The 17896-nt window shown below is 64.6% G+C and carries 17 protein-coding genes; 11 read left to right on the top strand and 6 right to left on the bottom strand.

Annotation, left to right across the window (positions count from 1 at the left end):
• Positions 1–206 precede the first annotated feature (206 nt).
• Entirely contained in the window at positions 207–1169 is a 963-nt protein-coding gene (locus tag ACVIW0_RS26155) for an SMP-30/gluconolactonase/LRE family protein (RefSeq protein ID WP_461354967.1), read from the bottom strand.
• Positions 1170–1282: 113 nt separating this feature from the next.
• On the opposite strand from ACVIW0_RS26155, the gene ACVIW0_RS26150 reads away from it, so the two are divergent.
• Complete coding sequence (locus ACVIW0_RS26150; protein ID WP_461354966.1) at positions 1283–2104, top strand: NAD-dependent epimerase/dehydratase family protein; 822 nt, start codon at positions 1283–1285, stop codon at positions 2102–2104.
• Here ACVIW0_RS26150 and ACVIW0_RS26145 read toward each other — a convergent pair whose 3' ends face one another.
• Positions 2105–2677, bottom strand: a complete 573-nt coding sequence (locus tag ACVIW0_RS26145; protein WP_461354965.1) for an invasion associated locus B family protein — start codon at positions 2675–2677, stop codon at positions 2105–2107.
• A gap of 34 nt (positions 2678–2711) precedes the next feature.
• Positions 2712–3404 carry a GntR family transcriptional regulator gene (locus tag ACVIW0_RS26140; protein WP_461354964.1) on the bottom strand — a complete coding sequence of 231 codons (693 nt, stop codon included), beginning with the start codon at positions 3402–3404 and terminating at the stop codon, positions 2712–2714.
• Positions 3405–3576: 172 nt separating this feature from the next.
• On the opposite strand from ACVIW0_RS26140, the gene ACVIW0_RS26135 reads away from it, so the two are divergent.
• From ACVIW0_RS26135 to ACVIW0_RS26120, 4 genes are all read left to right on the top strand, one after another.
• Entirely contained in the window at positions 3577–5280 is a 1704-nt protein-coding gene (locus ACVIW0_RS26135; RefSeq protein ID WP_461354963.1) for an IlvD/Edd family dehydratase, read from the top strand.
• 153 nt (positions 5281–5433) lie between these two features.
• The gene (locus tag ACVIW0_RS26130) at positions 5434–6435 is read left to right on the top strand and encodes a TRAP transporter substrate-binding protein (RefSeq protein ID WP_461354962.1); all 1002 of its coding nucleotides are present in this window, start codon (positions 5434–5436) and stop codon (positions 6433–6435) included.
• A gap of 169 nt (positions 6436–6604) precedes the next feature.
• Positions 6605–7189, top strand: coding sequence for a TRAP transporter small permease (locus tag ACVIW0_RS26125; RefSeq protein WP_461354961.1), 585 nt, complete (start codon positions 6605–6607; stop codon positions 7187–7189).
• On the top strand, positions 7186–8526 hold the full coding sequence (locus ACVIW0_RS26120) for a TRAP transporter large permease (protein ID WP_461354960.1): 1341 nt from the start codon (positions 7186–7188) through the stop codon (positions 8524–8526). The genes ACVIW0_RS26125 and ACVIW0_RS26120 overlap by 4 nt, the downstream gene beginning before the upstream one ends.
• A gap of 61 nt (positions 8527–8587) precedes the next feature.
• Here ACVIW0_RS26120 and ACVIW0_RS26115 read toward each other — a convergent pair whose 3' ends face one another.
• Positions 8588–9379 (bottom strand): enoyl-CoA hydratase/isomerase family protein, encoded by a 792-nt coding sequence (locus ACVIW0_RS26115; protein ID WP_461354959.1) that lies wholly within the window; start codon positions 9377–9379, stop codon positions 8588–8590.
• Between the two features lie 248 nt (positions 9380–9627).
• On the opposite strand from ACVIW0_RS26115, the gene ACVIW0_RS26110 reads away from it, so the two are divergent.
• Positions 9628–10845 carry an NAD(P)/FAD-dependent oxidoreductase gene (locus ACVIW0_RS26110; protein WP_461354958.1) on the top strand — a complete coding sequence of 406 codons (1218 nt, stop codon included), beginning with the start codon at positions 9628–9630 and terminating at the stop codon, positions 10843–10845.
• Between the two features lies 1 nt (position 10846).
• Here ACVIW0_RS26110 and rbsK read toward each other — a convergent pair whose 3' ends face one another.
• Together rbsK and ACVIW0_RS26100 are read right to left on the bottom strand one after the other, a co-directional pair.
• The gene (gene rbsK / locus ACVIW0_RS26105) at positions 10847–11785 is read right to left on the bottom strand and encodes a ribokinase (protein WP_461354957.1); all 939 of its coding nucleotides are present in this window, start codon (positions 11783–11785) and stop codon (positions 10847–10849) included.
• 21 nt (positions 11786–11806) lie between these two features.
• The gene (locus ACVIW0_RS26100; RefSeq protein WP_461354956.1) at positions 11807–12700 is read right to left on the bottom strand and encodes a sugar kinase; all 894 of its coding nucleotides are present in this window, start codon (positions 12698–12700) and stop codon (positions 11807–11809) included.
• A gap of 223 nt (positions 12701–12923) precedes the next feature.
• Between ACVIW0_RS26100 and ACVIW0_RS26095 the strand changes: the two genes are divergently transcribed.
• From ACVIW0_RS26095 to ACVIW0_RS26075, 5 genes are all read left to right on the top strand, one after another.
• Positions 12924–13772, top strand: a complete 849-nt coding sequence (locus ACVIW0_RS26095; RefSeq protein WP_461354955.1) for a VOC family protein — start codon at positions 12924–12926, stop codon at positions 13770–13772.
• Between the two features lie 329 nt (positions 13773–14101).
• Entirely contained in the window at positions 14102–14755 is a 654-nt protein-coding gene (locus tag ACVIW0_RS26090; protein WP_461354954.1) for a TetR family transcriptional regulator, read from the top strand.
• A gap of 256 nt (positions 14756–15011) precedes the next feature.
• The gene (locus ACVIW0_RS26085) at positions 15012–15821 is read left to right on the top strand and encodes an ABC transporter permease (protein WP_461354953.1); all 810 of its coding nucleotides are present in this window, start codon (positions 15012–15014) and stop codon (positions 15819–15821) included.
• A 58-nt stretch (positions 15822–15879) separates the two neighbouring features.
• Positions 15880–16878, top strand: coding sequence for an ABC transporter substrate-binding protein (locus ACVIW0_RS26080; protein WP_461354952.1), 999 nt, complete (start codon positions 15880–15882; stop codon positions 16876–16878).
• Between the two features lie 169 nt (positions 16879–17047).
• The gene (locus tag ACVIW0_RS26075) at positions 17048–17896 is read left to right on the top strand and encodes an ABC transporter ATP-binding protein (RefSeq protein WP_461354951.1); all 849 of its coding nucleotides are present in this window, start codon (positions 17048–17050) and stop codon (positions 17894–17896) included.

The following is a 17896-nucleotide window of genomic DNA, read 5'->3' as shown; positions in this document are numbered from 1 at the left end:
CACCGCTCCGGCGTCAGACGTTTTGGGACCTGGAAGTTTTTCATCGTCGTCCCGGCCTAGTGCGCAATTGCGCACGTAGGGCCGGGTACCACAGGGTTTCGTTTTGCGAAGATCACGGCCAGCGAGCGAAGCGAAGCAATCCATCTCTCCTCATGCGCGGAAGGATGGATTGCTTCGTCGCTTCGCTCCTCGCAATGACGGTCGGATCAACCGCCAGGCGCGCCCTGGGTGTTGACGTAAAGCGCGTAGATCGACTGGCTCGCCGCCATGAACAGGCGGTTGCGCTTGACGCCGCCGAAGCAGAGATTGGCGCAGCGCTCCGGCAGTGCGATGCGGCCGATCATGACGCCGTCGGGCGCGAACACCACGACGCCGTCGAGCTCGGGATCGCCCATGCCCCAGCCACACCACAGATTGCCGTCGATGTCGCAGCGCATGCCGTCCGGCGTGCCCGGGCCGGCGTCGATGAAGACGCGCTTGTTGGAAATCGTCGTGCCGTCGGCTGCGACGTCAAAGGCCAGGATCTTGCGGTTCGGCTCGCCGCGGGATTCCACGACGTAGAGGATCTTTTCGTCCGGCGAGAAGCACAGCCCGTTCGGGCCGAGCACGCCCTCGGCGACGATGGTGGCCTTGCCGGATTCGGGATCGAGCCGGTAGACGTTTGGCGCTATCTCGGGATCGGCCTTGTAGCCCTCGTAGTTGCCGAGCAAGCCGAAGATCGGATCGGTGAACCAGATCGAACCGTCGGACTTCACCACGACGTCGTTCGGCGAGTTCAACCGCTTGCCGCCGAAGCTATCGATCAGCACCGTAATCGATCCGTCATATTCGGTGCGCACCACGCGACGGCCGCCATGCTCGCAGGTGATCAGCCGGCCCTGGCGGTCGCGAGTGTTGCCGTTGGCGAAGTTCGACGGCTTGCGGAAGATGCTGACCGCGCCGGTCTCTTCCTCCCATTTCAGGATGCGCTGGTTCGGGGTGTCGCTGCACAACAGATAACGGCCGTCGCCGAACCACACCGGCCCTTCGGCCCAGCGCAGGCCGGTGGCGATCCGCTCGACGGCGGAAAGTTTTAGCCAGTATTTCTCGAAGCGCGGATCGAGCGCGTGGATCGCGGGATCGGGATAGCAGGTCGCGGGACGCCAGCCGGCGGAATGAACATCGGACATTTGCTGTTCTCGTTGTTGTGTTTCGATGGTGTTTCCTTGAGCGCATGGTTTGCTATCATTGTCGGCCTGCGACCGCAATTCGCTCGCAGCAATCAGGACAGACGAGGGACGGCATGCCACGCATATTGATGACCGGCGCATCGGGCGGAATCGGAACAAGCCTGCGCAAGCTGTTGCCGCCGATCTATCCGGACCTCCTGCTGAGCGACATCAAGCCGCCCGCCGATCTCAGCAACAAAGAGAAATTCAAGGCGGCCGATCTCGCCGACCTCGCGCAGGTCGAGGCGGTTTGCGAGGGCGTCGACGGCATCCTGCATTTCGGCGGCTATTCGGTCGAGGGCTCGTGGGATGCGATCCTGCAGGCCAACATCATCGGCTGCTACAATTTGTTCGAGGCGGCGCGCAAGCAGGGCGTCAAGCGGGTGATCTTCGCCTCGTCCAATCACGCGGTCGGCTTCTATCCGCGGCATCATCGCATCGGCACCGACGTCACCGCGCGGCCGGACAGCCGCTACGGGGTGAGCAAGGTGTTCGGCGAAGGCATCGGCGCGCTCTATGCCGACAAGCACGGCATCAAGGTGACCTGCATCCGGATCGGCAATTTCGGCGAGGCGCCGCTCGATCACCGCAGGCTCTCGATCTGGCTCAAACCGGAGGACCTGGTGCAGCTCTGCCGCATTGGGCTCGAGCATCCCGATATCCATTTCGAGGTGCTGTACGGCGCCTCCTACAATGAGCGTTCGTGGTGGGACAATCACCGCGCCTACGATCTCGGCTACCGCCCGACCGGAAGGGCTGAGGATTTTCGCGAGCACGCGATGGCCGAGCAGGCCAAGCTGCCGCCGGATCCGATCGGCGATTACTACCAGGGCGGCACGTTCTGCAGCATGGAGTTCGACGGCGACAGAACGCGAGTCATCGACTGGAAGACGTGATCAGTCCTCGCATTGCGGCAGCTGCTTGACCGCCTCAGTGTGCTCGCGCTGCGGCTCAGTCGCGCTTTTCCCGGACGTCGCCTTGGGTGCGCTTCCGGGCCCGTCATAGACTTGCGAAAAGTGGTTGAGCGGGAAGCTGAGGCTGATCTTCTGCCCGGTCAGGTTCTTCGCTTCCACCGCGATCGCCTGCGCGTGCTTGAGCCGTTCGATCAGCTCGCCATTGGCCTCCAGCGTGCCGCCGCAGCCGAGCGTGTAGCAGTGCGTCCTCGCGATCTGCATCGGCTCGTCCTGATCGATGCGGAGGCTGATCGTGCCTTCCAGCATGGTCCGCGTGCCGACATTGGCGGTGAGCAGCGCGCGCGTGCTGCTCTGCGGCGAGATGCTGATGGTGCCGCCCGACGGCGCGCACTTGCCGCGCGCGGCGGCCGCGACGAAGCAACTCGCCTCGGTCAGGCAGGTCTTGCTCCAGGGCTCATAGCTGAGCTCGGCCGCGCGCGCATCGGCTGCCTCACCGACGCTGCCGAGTGCAAGCTGCGCCGCGAACGATCCCACCAACAAAGCCACATAACGCATCGCCGTCTCCTTCACGAGGGGGCCGCGTATCGCGCTATTGCGGCTTTTTGTCGTTGGAGATGCGGACGAGATAATCCGCCTTGCTGTACTGCATGTGATCGACGCAGAGCTGCGCCAATGCCCAGCTGTCGCGGCCCTTCAAGAGCTCGATCATCAATTCATGCTGGCGCCGCGACAGCGCGAGGCCCTGGCTGTCGGCGAGATTCTTGGCGCGCATCGGCAGCGTCAGGTTCATGTAGTCCTGCAACGAACGCACCAGATACGGATTGCCGCAGGCCGAGAACAGCGCGAGGTGGAACGCATCGTTGGTCTCGTGAATGCCACGCATGTCCTGCGCGTCGGCCCTGATGCAGTACTGCCGTTGCAGCTCGCTCAGCTGGTCGATGAGGCCTTGAGGCGCGGGCAGGGCGATCATCAGCGCGGCCTGCCGCGTCAGCATCTCGCGCACCTCGTAGATCTGCCGCACTTCCTCAGCCGAATAGAACCGCACCGTGGCGCCGACATTCTTCTCGCGCAGCACGATGCCCTGGCGCTCCAGCTGGAACAGGGCCTGACGCACGAAATGCCGGCTCGCGCCGTAGCGCTGCATCAAGGTATCCTCGACCAGCCGCAGGCCGGGCGCGAAGCGGCCGAAGATGATGTCCTCCTCCAGCCGGCGGATCACCTCTGCCTGCTCCTCCTCGCGCGAGGGGGCCTGGAGTTCGGACAAGGTGGGCTCGGCTTTCATGTGCTCTCGGCTTCGGATTGATGCCGGAGGTCAGCATGGCGTCCGGGTTATTGTCAATAATGAGGACGAGTTTGCCGCGGACCGGCGGTGCTCTACCGCCGGATTATCTCATATTGACAATAATTCCTGCCGCTCCTTAAGTGCATCAGAACAACCACGGGACGAGAAGAAAATGGCCGACGGACTTCGCAAGGGACTGACCAGCTATGGTGACGCCGGCTTCTCGCTGTTCCTGCGCAAAGCCTTCATCAAGGCGATGGGCTATTCGGACGACGCGCTCAATCGCCCGATCGTCGGCATCACCAACACCTTCAGCGACTACAATCCCTGCCACGGCAACGTGCCTCAGATCATCGAGGCGGTGAAGCGCGGCGTGATGCTGTCGGGCGCGATGCCATTCGTGTTCCCGACCATCTCGATCGCCGAGAGCTTTGCGCATCCGACCTCGATGTATCTGCGCAATCTGATGGCGATGGATACCGAGGAGATGATCCGCGCCCAGCCGATGGATGCGGTGATCGTGATCGGCGGCTGCGACAAGACCCTGCCGGCGCAGCTCATGGCGGCAATCAGCGCCGATCTGCCGACGGTGGTGATTCCGGTCGGCCCGATGGTAGTCGGCCATCACAAGGGCGAGGTGCTCGGCGCCTGCACCGATTGCCGCAGGCTGTGGGGCAAGTATCGCGCCGGCGAGATCGACGATCACGAGATCGAGGCGGTAAACGGCCGTCTTGCGCCTTCCGTGGGTACCTGCATGGTGATGGGCACGGCCTCCACCATGGCCTGCATCACCGAGGCGCTCGGCCTGTCGCTGCCGATGAGCGCGACGATCCCGGCGCCGCATGCAGAACGCTTCCGTTCCGCCGAGGCCAGCGGCCGCGTCGCCGCCGAGATGGCCAAGACCAAGGGGCCGAAGCCGAGCGAGATCCTGACGCCGGCCTCGTTCCGCAACGCCCAGGTCGTCATGCAGGCGATCGGCGGCTCGACCAACGGGCTGATCCATCTCACTGCCATCGCCAACCGCTCGCCGCACAAGATCGACCTCGCGGCGTTCGACAAGCTCGGCCGCGAGGTGCCGGTGCTGGTCGACCTCAAGCCGTCGGGCGACCACTACATGGAGCATTTCCATCATGCCGGCGGCGTGCCGAAGCTGATGGCGCAGCTCGGCGACCTCATCGACCTCGATGCCAAGACCATTACCGGCCAGACCTTGCGTGAGGTCGTGGCCAACGCAGAGGATGTGCCGGGACAGGACGCGATCCGCTCAAGGGCCAACCCGATCAAGTCCGAAGGCGCGATGGCGATCCTGCACGGCAATCTCGCGCCGCGCGGTGCCGTCATCAAGCAATCCGCGGCAAGTCCGAAGCTGCTGCAGCATACCGGCCGCGCCGTGGTGTTCGAATCGGTCGAGGACATGACGCTGCGGGTCGACGATCCCGCGCTCGACGTGACCGCCGACGACGTGCTCGTGCTGCGCAATGCCGGGCCGAAGGGCGCGCCGGGCATGCCCGAAGCGGGCTATTTGCCGATCCCCAAGAAGCTCGCGCGTGCCGGGGTAAAGGACATGGTCCGCATCTCCGATGCGCGGATGAGCGGCACTGCGTTCGGCACCATCGTGCTGCATATCACGCCGGAGTCCGCCGTCGGCGGCCCGCTCGGGCTGGTGAAGAACGGCGACATGATCCGGCTCGATGTCGCCAAGCGCAGCATCGATCTCCTGGTCGACGAGGCCGAATTGCAGAAGCGCCGAGCCGCGCTGACCCCGGCCGGCACGCCGGACTGGGCCAGGCGCGGCTATGCACATCTCTTCAATGAAACCATCCTGCAGGCCGACGAGGGTTGCGACTTCGACTTCATGCGCGCCAAGGGGAAGTAACGGGCAAAGTTCGACGTGCTGGCCGAATTGTCGATAATTTCTGCGATGCGGCGCTCATTCGCGCCTGCGACGAGCTGATCACCTCTGTTTTATTGACAATCCCGCGGGACAGGTGGGATGATCGTGTCAATCAAAAACAGGGGGAACGTCGCGATGGGCTATTTTGCCAAAATCGTCGGGATCGCCATGGCCGTGGCAGCGCTCCTGCTGCCCGCGCGTGCCGGCGCGCAGGAGGTCAAGCACTTCCGCTTCGCCTACGACCAGCCGCGCAACACCGGCTATTCGGTCGCCGGCGATCTCTTCGCCGACAAGCTCAAGGAGTTGAGCAAGGGCACGTTGATCGTCGATCAATATCCCGGCGCGCAACTCGGCCAGGAGCCGCAGCTGCTGCAACTCGTCAAATCGGGCGATATCGAGTTCGCGATCATCTCCTCCGCCAACACCGCGACGATCTCGCCCCAGGCCGGCGTGATGTCGCTGCACTTCCTGTTCCGCAACGACGCGCATGTGACCAAGGCGCTGGCCGATCCGCAGGTGTTCGATGCGATCAGGACCATGATCGACGAGACCACTCAGGGCCTGCATGTGATCGGCACCGGCTCGCAGGGCGTGCGCCACATCTACAGCAAGCGGGAAATCCACAACGTCGGCGAGCTCAAGGGCCTGAAGGTCCGGGTGCAGGCCACTGCGACCGAAGACACCATGTTCCCGGCCTACGGCGCGCAGACCGTGCACATGCCGTTCGGCAGCGTCTACACCTCGCTGCAAACCGGCGTGGTCGACGCCGCCGAGAACAGCATCAACGTCTATCTCGTCAACAAGCACTATGAGGTCGCGCCGGTGCTCTCGATCACCGAGCACGAGGCCAACAATGCGCTGCTGTTCGTCTCCGACAAGCTCTGGCAGAGCCTCTCCGCCGAGCAGAGGCAGTGGGTGCAGGCCGCCGCCAACGAAGTCAGCGCCAAGGAGCCGCAGAAGGCGTTCGAGCTGGAGCGCACTGCGCTGACCAAGCTGAAATCGTTCGGCGTCAAGGTGGTCGAGGACGTCGACAAGAAGAGTTTTACCGCGATCGCCGATCCCTATCTCGACAAGCTGGCCAAGGATCTCGGCCCGCATGCGGAGAAGATCAAGAATTTGATCCGCGCGATCAACTAGCTCACTCCTTGCGTCGTCCCGGCCTAGTGCGCAGTTGCGCACGGAGCCGGGACCCATACGCCGCGGCCTATCTGCTGAAGGACTGGCCGCCGTTTTTTTCAAAACGACACGCGCCGGTGGTTATGGGTCCCGGCCTTCGCCGGGACGACCTACGAGGAAGGAGCATTCGATGGCCATCGCCGACAGACTGGTGTTGCAACGGCAGCGGCATCTGAAATGGCGGGCGCTCGACCGGCTCGAGTTGATCCTGATGATGCTGTGCGGCCTGCTGTGCTTCGGCTTCTCGCTGTCGGTGACCGCCGACATTGTCACCCGCACCATCGGCCATCCCTGGCTATGGTTGCAGGAGGTGACCTCGACGCTGTTCATCTACGCGATCTTCATCGGCGCCGCGGTCGCGACACGGCGCAACGATCATCTCTATCTCACCGCGATCTCGGAGGCGATGCACGGCAGGTCGCGGACATTCGTCGAAATCGTCATCCGCCTCGTGGTGCTGGGCGTCGCCTTCTGCCTGGTCTGGTACGGCTATCAGAACTACCTGCGCGGCTTCGGCAGCTTCCGCCTGCCGTCGGGCACGCCGATCGCCTCGCTCTATGCGGTGATCCCGCTGTCCGGCATCCTGATCGGCCTGTTCACCATCGAGCAACTCATCAACGGCATCCGCAACGGCTTTGATCATCCGGAGCCGCCGGATGACGACCTTGCGATCCCGGCGATCAACACCAGCGCGATCACGGGAGCACAGCTGTGAGCGCACCGGTCGTGCTCGTGCTGATGTCGTTCTGTTTCCTGTTCTTCGGCTATCTAGGCGTGCCCGTGCCGTTCTCGTTGATGGCCGGCGTGTTCATCGGCGCGGCGCTGTCGGACGTGTCGCTCGCCGCCATCATCCAGAAGATCTTCGACGGCGTCGATTCCGAAGCACTGCTGGCGATCCCGTTCTTCCTCCTGGTCGGCGAGCTGATGAGTTCGGCGAATGTCGTGGTCCGCATCGCCAACCTGTCCGTGTCGCTGGTCGGCCATATCAGGGGCGGGCTGTCGCAGGTCGTCGTCGTCTTCAGCATGTTCTTCTCGGAAATGTCGGGCTCGACCACCGCCGATGTCGCCGTCATGAGCCGCGCGCTCGGCGGCCCGATGCGGCGGGAGGGCTACGAACCGGCGTTCATCGCCGCGATCATCGCCTCGGCCTCGACGATCGCGGCACTGGTGCCGCCAAGCATCACGGCGGTGGTCTATGGCGCGGTCGGCAACGTCTCGATCGCCGGCCTGTTCATGGCCGGCGTGGTCCCCGGCCTGATGATCGGCTTCGGGCTGATGATCTATTGCTACTTCTTCGGCCCCTCCGGCCTGCGCAAGCCGCGGGCGCCGCTGCGCCAGGTCGCCTTCGCCGCCGGCGACGCCGCGCTGCCGCTGATGATCCCGGTGATTCTGCTCGGCGGCATCCTGACCGGCTGGTTCACGCCGACCGAGGCCGGCGTGGTCGCGGTCGCCTATATCATCATCGTGGTGATCCCGGCGCTGAACCGCGGGCACCTGAAGAAGATCCCGTACGACTTCTGCCTTGCCGGCCTGATCTTCTCTCTGCCGCTGATCACGATCGGCGCGGCGAACGCATTCGGCTGGATGCTCGCCTATCTGCGCGGCGCGATCTACATCGCCGACTGGATCACCTCGATGGCCGGCAACGATCCGCACCTCATCATGCTCTTGATGGTGCTGCTGTTCACCGTGGTCGGCGACTTCATCGAGCCGGTGCCGACCATCATCATCTTCATGCCGCTTGTCAATGCGCTGACCCAGGCCGGCGACATCAACGGCGTGCACATGGGCGTGGTGCTGATCGCGACGCTGGCCTTCGGCCTGATCACGCCGCCCTACGGGCTGGTGCTGCTGATGGCCTCGAAATTCGTCGGCATCAGTTTTGCGAAGGCGTTGCGGGCGGCGCTGCCGATCTATGTCGTCTTTCTCGTGACGATCTGCTTCACGATCTATTTCCCGAAGGTCGTGCTGTGGCTGCCGAAGCAGGTGATCCCGGAATCGGTCGGCTGCTTCAAGGCACCCGGCGGCACGGGCTACATCTGCCCGAATTAATCTTACCAACCCCTCAGGATGAGGGGAAAGACCGACTCTAACGCTGTCGTAATTATTGTCCCTACTTCGACTTACTGGTGAACTTCTTCACGGCGGCGCGAAAATCGTCGGTATGCATGGTCGCGATGATCTTGTGCTCCTCGGCATCGAGCTGCTGCTTGGTCGGCGTAGTGGCGGCCTGATACACCAGTGATTTGGTTGCGGCGATCGCGGCCGGCGGATTCTTGGCCAGGCGCTCGGCGAGTTGCCGGGTGGCCGCCTTAAGCTCGGTCGCGGGCACGGTCTTGACCACCAGCCCCCATTCATAGGCCTGCTGCGCAGTGAAGCCGTCTTCCGCGAGGAAAATCTGCAGCGCACGCCGGGTGCCAACGGTGCCCACGATGCCGACCGTGCTGCCGCCGTCCGGCGACACGCCGATCTTGGCATAGGCGGGCGTGAAGCGGGCATCGTCCGCGGCGATGCACAGGTCGGTCACGAAGGCGAGGCCCATACCGGCGCCGGCCGCCGAACCATGCACACTGGACAGCACGATCTTCGGCATCCGCCGGACCGTCTCGATGAAGGCGTGGTAGTGGTGCAGCATCTCGCCGACCACGGGCGTGACGTTGTTGGCCTCGGTCGCGGCGCCGATGGTTTGCAGATCGCCGCCGGCGCAGAAGGCGCGGCCTTCGCCCTCGATGACCAGCACGCGGACGTCCTTGTTGGCTTCGACCTCGGCGCTCAGTTGCTCGAGCTTTTTGGCGATCGTCAGGTCGATCGCGTTGAACGCGGCCGGCCGGTTCAGCGTGATGGTGGCGATGGCACCGTCGATGCGGAGCAGAGCGGGGTCGTTGGCGGAGGCGGGTGCTGGCATTTTGAAGACCTTGGGCTTGTTATTTCCGGACATTTAAGGCCTTGTCGGGAGCCGTGGCAATCCGGCTCGGCGCCGCGGCGGGCCCCGAATCGCCGGAGACCCCCTTGCATCGGCGCGGTCCATGAGGCCAAATAGCCGGCGCCTTCGGTACGCAGACACGAGCGCTGTGGGGACGGGGCAAGCAAGCTAACATCGACAAGAGGAAACGGCATGGGTCACGCCTGCTCGCGCGTATTTGGGTTGTTCCGATGACAGGCTCGGTCATCATCGTCGGCGCCGGACATGCCGGCTTCCAGCTCGCGGCGTCGCTGCGCCAGGCGGGCTTTTCTGAGCGCATCGCCCTGCTCAATGACGAAGGCCATCTGCCGTATCAGCGGCCGCCGCTGTCGAAGGCCTATCTGAAGGGGACCGGCGGGCCCGAGACCCTGATGTTCCGGCCCGAGAAATTCTACCACGACAACAAGATCGAGCTGATCACCGATCGGGCGCATGCGATCGACCGCAATACGCGGAAGGTGGCGCTCGCCTCCGGCACCTCGCTCGACTACGGCCATCTGGTGTTCGCGACCGGTGCGCGGAACCGGCTGCTCGATATTCCCAACGCCAGGCTCGAGGCGGTTCGCTATTTGCGCATCCTGGATGAGAGCCAGGCGCTGCGCGATTTGATTGCGCCCGGCATGCGCGTCGTCGTGATCGGCGCCGGCTTCATCGGGCTCGAATTCGCCGCCACCGCGCGGGCCAAGGGCCTCGAGGTCGACGTGGTTGAACTGGCGTCGCGTGTGATGGCGCGGGCGGTGACCGCGGAGATTTCCGAGTTCTCGCAGTCGCGCCACGCTGCGGCCGGTATCCGGATTCATCTCGGCGTCCAGGTCACGGCGATCGAGGCCGATGGTGCCAAGGTCACCGGCGTCAGCCTGAGCAACGGCAAGCACATCTCGGCCGATCTCGTCGTGGTCGGCGTCGGCGTGCTGCCGAATGTCGAGCTCGCCGCGGAAGCCGGGCTGCCGGTCGCATCAGGGATCATCGTCGACGAGCATCTGCTGACCGCCGATCCGAATGTGTCGGCGATCGGCGATTGCGCGCTCTACACCAGCAAGCGGTTCGGCGGCTCGCTGCGGCTGGAGTCGGTGCAGAACGCAACCGACCATGCGCGCTGCGTGGCATCGCGGCTGACCGGCAAGACCGAGGTCTATGACGGCCTGCCGTGGTTCTGGAGCGACCAGGGTCCCGACAAGCTGCAAATGGCGGGTCTCACCACCGGCTACGACCGCGTCGTGGTGCGCGGCGACCGCGCGCAGGGCGCGTTCTCGGCCTTCTGCTATCGCGGCGACCAGCTGCTTGGCATCGAATCGGTCAATCGCGCGGGTGATCACATGTTCGGCCGCCGGCTGCTCGGCGCCGGCGGCTCGATCACGCCGGAGCAGGCGGCGGATGCGAGCTTTGATTTGAAGAGCGCGCTGACGTAGTTCATGCGTCGTCCCGGCCTTCGCCGGGACGACTCGTGGAAAGAACACGGCTAACCTCTTCCGCCGTCGGCATCGACGGCGCGGCGCCCATCCGTTGCACGCAGATCGAGGCGGCAGCGTTGGCGTAGGCCAGCGCGTCGCCGAGTTGCTTGCCGATGGCGAGCTGCGAGGCGAGGGCGCCGACGAAGCAGTCGCCGGCGCCGGTGGTGTCGACGGCCTTGACCTCGCGTCCCGGCACCAGCAGCGGCTGGTCGTCGACCAGCGCCAGCACGCCGCGCTTGCCGAGCGTGATGCAGACGATCTTGCCCAGGCCCAGCGCACGTGCCGCCTCGGCAAAGCGGGAGGGGGCGTCGCTGTCGCGCAGCTCCGTTCCCGTGAGCAAGCCGAGCTCGGTCTCGTTGAGGATCAGGACATCGACCAGATCGAGCAGCGCCTTGTCGGCCTCCTTTGCCGGCGCCGGATTGAGGATGGTGGTGGCGCCGGCGGCGCGGGCTCGCCGGAAAAATGCTGCGATCGACGGCAGCGGAATCTCGAACTGGCTGACCGCGACATCACCCTGCGCAAGCACGGGGGCTGCGACATCATCGGCATCGACCAGCCCGTTGGCGCCCGGCACCACGACGATGGTGTTGTCGGCATTGGCAAGCGTGATGATCGCCGTGCCCGAATGCGTGCCGTCGGTATCCTTGACGAAGGAGAGATCGACGCCTTGCGCGGCCAGGAAAACTCTCAGCTCTCTGCCAAACGCGTCGGTGCCGAGCCGGCCGATCAGCGTGGTCGGCATGCCGAGCTTGGCCGATGCCACCGCCTGGTTGGCGCCTTTGCCGCCGGGGAAATACAGCACGGCCTCGCCGGCGACGGTTTCGCCGACCTTCGGATGGCGCTCGGCGGTCGCCACCACGTCCATGTTGATGCTGCCTGCGACGAAGACGCCCCCCATCCCTAACCCCATTCAGCCGTGTCAGGCTTCCGCGCGGAACTCCTGCTTGACCGCCGCGATATCGGCGAGCGTCGGCAGGCCGGCCTCGTTGCCGAGCTTCTGGATCTTGAAGGTCGAAGCCGCGCGCGCGAACTTGAAATGCTCTTGCCAGCCTTTGCTCGGATTCGAGAGATAAGAGTAGATGTAGGCCCCGTGGAAGACGTCGCCGGCGCCGTTGGTGTCGATGACGCGCTCGCGCGGGATCGGAAACGCCGGCAGCGTGCGCACCGCGCCCGCCTCGTCATACCAGAGCAGGCCGCGCTCGCCCATGGTAACGCCGCCGACCTTGCAGCCGCGGCTCTTGAGATAGTCGAGCATCTGCTCCGGCGTCTTGTCCATCTGCTCGCACAGCCGCTCGGCGACGATCGCGATATCGATGAAAGCGAGCAGCTCGTGGGTGTTGGTGCGCAGGCCGCCGCCGTCCAGCGAGGTCAGGATGCCGTCCTCGCGGCAGAGTTTTGCGTAGTGGATCGCGGCGTCCGGCTGGTGGCCGTCGATGTGCAGTGCGCGGCAGCCCTTGATGTTCAACAGCGGAAAGGGATGGATGTGCTGGTCGTCGCGGCAGCGGACGATGGCGCGCTTGCCGTCATGGGGCATGATGAAGGACAGCGAGGAGGAGTTCACCTTGCGGGGATGGAACGAGATGCCGTACCGGTCGGCCATGTCCCAGAACATCCGTCCCAGCCAGTCGTTGGCCATGGTGGCGATCAGGTCCGGCTGGACGCCGAGCTTGGCGCAGCAGAACGCCGCGGTCACCGCGTTGCCGCCGAACGAAACCGCATAGGCGTCGGCGACGTGCTTCTCGTCCCCAACCGGCATGTGATCGGTGATGAAGGTGACGTCGATATAGGTCTGTCCGATGAAGAGAGCCTGCATTCGTTGTCCGTCGTCGCTTGATGTGGTCCCGGTCGATGATCAGACTAGCACTGCTGGTCGGCCGGTATCGCTGAAAATATTCGCAACCCTGCTTGGTTTACAGGTAGAGATGGTGGATTCCCCGGGCTGAGCTGGCATGCGGCATAACGGCTGCTCGCGGGCCGTGGTTCCGGAGCGGGTTAAGGAGAGGCACAATGACGGCAGATTCGGGGAGACCACAGCCATGATTATCGGCCTCGATCATGTCGTCGTCCTGACAGCCGACATCACCGCCGCCAGCGCCGCCTATGAGACGCTGTTCGCGCGGGCGCCGGCCTGGCGCAACAGCGGCGACGGCGCCGACCGCGTGCTGTTCACGCTCGACAACACCACGCTGGAATTGATGGCGCCGCGCGGCGACGTTGCCGCAGCCCAGCGCGTCCGCGGCGCGCTCGTGACGCAGGGCGAGGGGCTTGCGAGCCTTTGCTTCCGTGTCGGCGATATCGCCAGGATGCACCGCCGGCTCGATCGGCTGACCTTGAAGCCCGAACCGGTCACCGCGGTCGAGAGCCGCGACGAGACCAGCGGCGCCACGCTGTCGTGGAAGCGTACGCGCGCCGCGACCGATGCGACGCGGGGCATCCGCATGTTCTTCCTGGAGCGAGAGCAGGAGCGGCCGCTGTCGGTGCGCACCACGCCGGCCTCGATCACCGCGATGGATCATGTCGTGGTCTCGACCGCCGACCCGGAACGCGCCGCCGCGCTCTACGGCGCGCGGCTCCGGCTCGACATGGCGCTCGACCGCTCGCATCCGGACTGGGGCCGGCTGATGTTCTTCCGCTGCGGCGACCTCGTGGTTGAGGTCACGCACCGGCCGGGCAAAGCGGACGCTGACGCGCCGGACCGGCTGCGCGGCATCTGCTGGCGGGTGGCCGACATCGACGCCACGCATGCGCGGCTGGTTGCCGCCGGCGTCGACGTCTCGGAGATTCGCACCGGCCGGAAGCCCGGCACGCGCGTGATGACGGTGCGCAACGGCACGTGCGGCGTGCCGACGCTCCTGGTGCAGCCCTCGCAGGGAAGGCCAGACTAGGCCGCAGGTTGTGCGCGCGTCGTCACGCCAGCGCGCGTGACTGGGAAATGAGTGCGCAAAACTCCTTCGTCATTCCGGGGCTCGCGAAGCGAGAACCCGGAATCCATCAAGCCACACGTTCTGTGGATGAATGGATTCCGGGCTCGCGCCAAGTGGCGCGCCCTCAGGTGCGCAATTGCGCACCGGGGAATGACGAAGCGGGTGTTTGCGACGACATCATTCGTTCTCAAACCGCGTGCGTCATGCTACATTCATCAATTCAGCATCACCGGGCAATCGAATTGGCCAAGGCTAAGCGGATACAGAGATGGCAGCGCGATCCCCAGGGGATGCGGCTGCGGATTCTCGAGGCGGCCAAGCAGGAATTCGCCGCCCATGGCCTCGCCGGCGCGCGGGTCGACCGCATCGCGGCCAATGCCGGCGCCAACAAGCGCATGCTGTACTACCATGTCGGCAACAAGGAGGATCTTTATCTCGAGGTGCTGGAGGGCGCTTACGAGAAGATTCGCGCCGAGGAGCGCACGCTCGATCTCGAGCATCTCGATCCGCCCGAGGCGATCGGGCGCCTGATCGACTTCACCTGGAACTATTTCCTGCGCAACCCCGAGTTCCTGGCATTGCTGAACACGGAAAACCTCGCCAAGGCAAAACACCTGAAGCGCTCGACCAAGGTCAAGTCGATGCATTCGCCCTTTGTCGAGATGATCCGCACTGTGGTGACGCGCGGGGTCGAGAGCGGCGATTTCCGCGTCGCGGTCGATCCGGTGCAGCTCTATATCTCGATCGCGGGGCTCGCATTCTTCTATCTCTCCAACAGCGCCACCTTGAGCGTGATCTTCGGTCGCGACCTCTTGAAGAAGGACGCCCGCGACGAGCGCCTCGAGCACATGACCGCGCTGGTGCTGGCGGCGCTGACCGGCAAGTCCACCGCAGCGTTCAGCGCGATGCCGGCGCTGCGCGCTGCGGAACACCGGGTGGTGTGAGCCGGCGCGTTCGCCTTCATTGCTGATGCCCATAGCCCGGATGAAGCGAAGCGTAATCCGGGACGCCCCTATCGATGGCAAGCCCGGCCCCCGGATTTCGCTTCGCTGCATCCGGGCTACGCAACATTCCGCGATAATTTCTCGTCTGACGAAAACTGGGATTTCGGCGCGATTTTGCCGCGTGCGATGGGCTGGACAGTATTTATCCAACAGGTTAATTTCAGCGCGAACAACAGAGACGGCAAGGGAGCGTGGCGTGGCGGAGGCAAAGAGCCCTTCGGGCCTGTCGAAGGTGCTGAATGCGGCGTGGGTGCGCCCTTTCCTGTTCCTGGTCGTCATCGTGGCGGCCTGGGATCTCTCGATCCGGCTGTTCCACATTCCGGCCTATCAGATCCCGTCGCCCGGCGACGTCGTTGCGGTGCTGATCAGCGACTGGCCGGAACTGCTGCGGCAGTCCTGGCCGACCACCTATGCGACGATCTGCGGCTTCCTGCTCTCGGCGCTGTTCGGCATTCCCACAGCGATGCTGATCGCGGGCTCGAAGACGGTCGAGAGCTACGTCTATCCGCTTTTGGTGTTTTCCCAATCGGTGCCGAAGATCGCGATCGCGCCGCTGTTCGTGGTGTGGTTCGGCTTCGGCATCATCCCCAAGGTGATCTCCGCGTTCCTGCTCGGCTTCTTCCCTGTGGTGGTCTCGGCGGTGCAGGGCTTCAAGTCGGTCGACCCCGACATGGTCGATCTGGCGCGGGCGATGCAGGGCAGCCGCTTCAAGGTGTTCTGCGCCGTCAACCTGCCGCATGCGATGCCGGCGATCTTCTCCGGGCTGAAAGTTTCGGTGACGCTCGCGGTGGTCGGCGCCGTCGTCGGCGAGTTCGTCGGCTCCAATTCCGGCATCGGTTATGTGATGCAGCGTTCGATCGGCACCTTCGACCTGCCGACGATGTTCGCCGCATTGGTGATCCTGGCGCTGCTCGGCGTCATCCTGTTCTGGATCGTCGACCGCATCGAGCGGCTGGTGATCCCCTGGCACGTCAGCCAGCGCGACGACATCAGCTTCGCGTCCTAGCGCGGCAAACGGACAAGCGGCCCACGCAAGGGCCGCGGACAATAAGGGGAGAACAACCATGAAGCGTTTGATTGCGGTCGCCGGCGCCGCACTGGCCTGGACCGCGCTTGCGGTGGCACCGGCCGCCGCGGCGGACAAGGTCGTGCTGATGCTCAACTGGTACGTCTATGGCGAGCACGCGCCGTTCTATTACGGCAAGGCCAAGGGCATCTACGCTGCCGAAGGCATCGAGCTCGAGATCCAGGAAGGCCGCGGCTCGGCCGCCACCACGCAGGCGGTCGCCGCCAAGACCGCGGACTTCGGCTATGTCGACGTGCCCACGATGATGCGCGCGGCGGTCAAGGGCGCACCGGTGATCGCCACCGGTGTGCTGCTGCAGACCAGCCCGATGTCGGCGATGGGCTTCGTCGACAAGAACATCAGGAAGCCGGAAGACATCAAGGGCAAGACGGTCGCGATCACCCCGGCGGACTCGATGACCCAGATCTGGCCGCTGTTCCTGAAGAAGACCGGGCTGAAGGAAAGCGACTTCAACACGGTTGCCGGGGACGGCCAGACCAAGCTCAACGCCGTGATCAACGGCCAGGCCGATCTGTTGCTCGGCTACGTCATGGACCAGTCGATGAAGATCAAGGACGCGACGGCAAAGGACGTCTATCCGATCAAGTTCGCCGACTACGGCATCAACATGGTGTCGTCCGGCATCATCGCGAATTCCGACTATGTGAAGGCCAATGCCGACCTGGTCCGCCGCTTCATGTCGGCGACGACGAAGGCGGTGGAAGCCGCCGAGAAGGACCCGAAGGCTGCCGCGCAATCGATCCTCGACGCCAATCCGAAGGGCGGCAAGATCGACACGCTGACGGAGGGTTTCGAGCTGACGATCCCGCTCTATCGCACGCCCGAGACCAAGGACAAGCGTCCGTTCCAGGTCACCGACCAGAACATGACCGAGTCGGTCAATCTGATGGTCGAATATGGCGGCCTCGACGCCAAGGCGAAGGCCAATCCGAAGGCGTTCTACACCAACGACTATCTGCCGAAGGGTAATTCGTGACCCGTCAACCCCCGCTGTCGTCCCGGCGCAGGCCGGGACCCATAACCACCGGCATTCATTGTTGCGGAAGGTCTCTCATCAAGTGCCCGAACGAGAGGACGCGGCGTATCGGTCCCTGCTCCGTGCGCAATCGCGCACTCGGCAGGGACGACGGGTGGAGAAAGGCGCGATGAATCCCTTACCGAAGCCAAGCGATATCATCCAGCCCGCCGCGCATCTGCGCCTGGTGTCGGACCGTGCGGCCGGTGCCACGCCGGGCATCAAGCTCTCGGGCGTGTCGAAGACCTACCGGTCGCGCGACGGCGATGTGCCGTCGTTGCGGCCACTCGACTTCACCATCAATGACGGCGAGTTCTTTGTCGTGGTCGGGCCGTCCGGCTGCGGCAAGTCGACGCTGCTGAAGATGATCTCCGGGCTGCTGCCGCCGACATCAGGCGAGGTGCTGGTCGACGGCGAGGTGGTGACCAGGCCGCACGGCAATGTCGGCATCGTGTTCCAGAACGCGCTGCTGCTGCCGTGGCGCAACATCCTCTCCAACGTGATGCTCCCGATCGACATGAAGCGGCTCGCCCGCGACAAATATCTCGACCGCGCCAAGGCGCTGCTGAAGCTGGTCGGGCTCGAGGGCTTCGAGAAGAAGCTGCCCTGGCAGTTGTCCGGCGGCATGCAGCAGCGCGCCTCGATCTGCCGCGCGCTGGTGCACGATCCCAAGATCATGCTGATGGACGAGCCGTTCGGCGCGCTCGATGCCATGACGCGGGAGCGCATGAATGTCGAACTGATGCGGATCCAGCGCGAGACCGGCAAGACGGTGCTGCTGATCACCCACTCGATCCCCGAGGCCGTGTTCCTCGCCGACCGCGTGCTCGTGATGACCGAGCGGCCCGGTGCGATCGCCGCGATCTACGACGTGCCGATGCCGCGGCCGCGCTCGCTCGAGACGATGTCCGATCCCGTCTTCACCGAACTGGTGCAGCGGATCCGCAAGCATTTCTTCACGCAGGGGTCGCTGGACTAG

This window comes from Bradyrhizobium sp. USDA 4454 (genome assembly GCF_054822705.1).
This window is presented reverse-complemented; position numbering and strand designations above follow the sequence as displayed.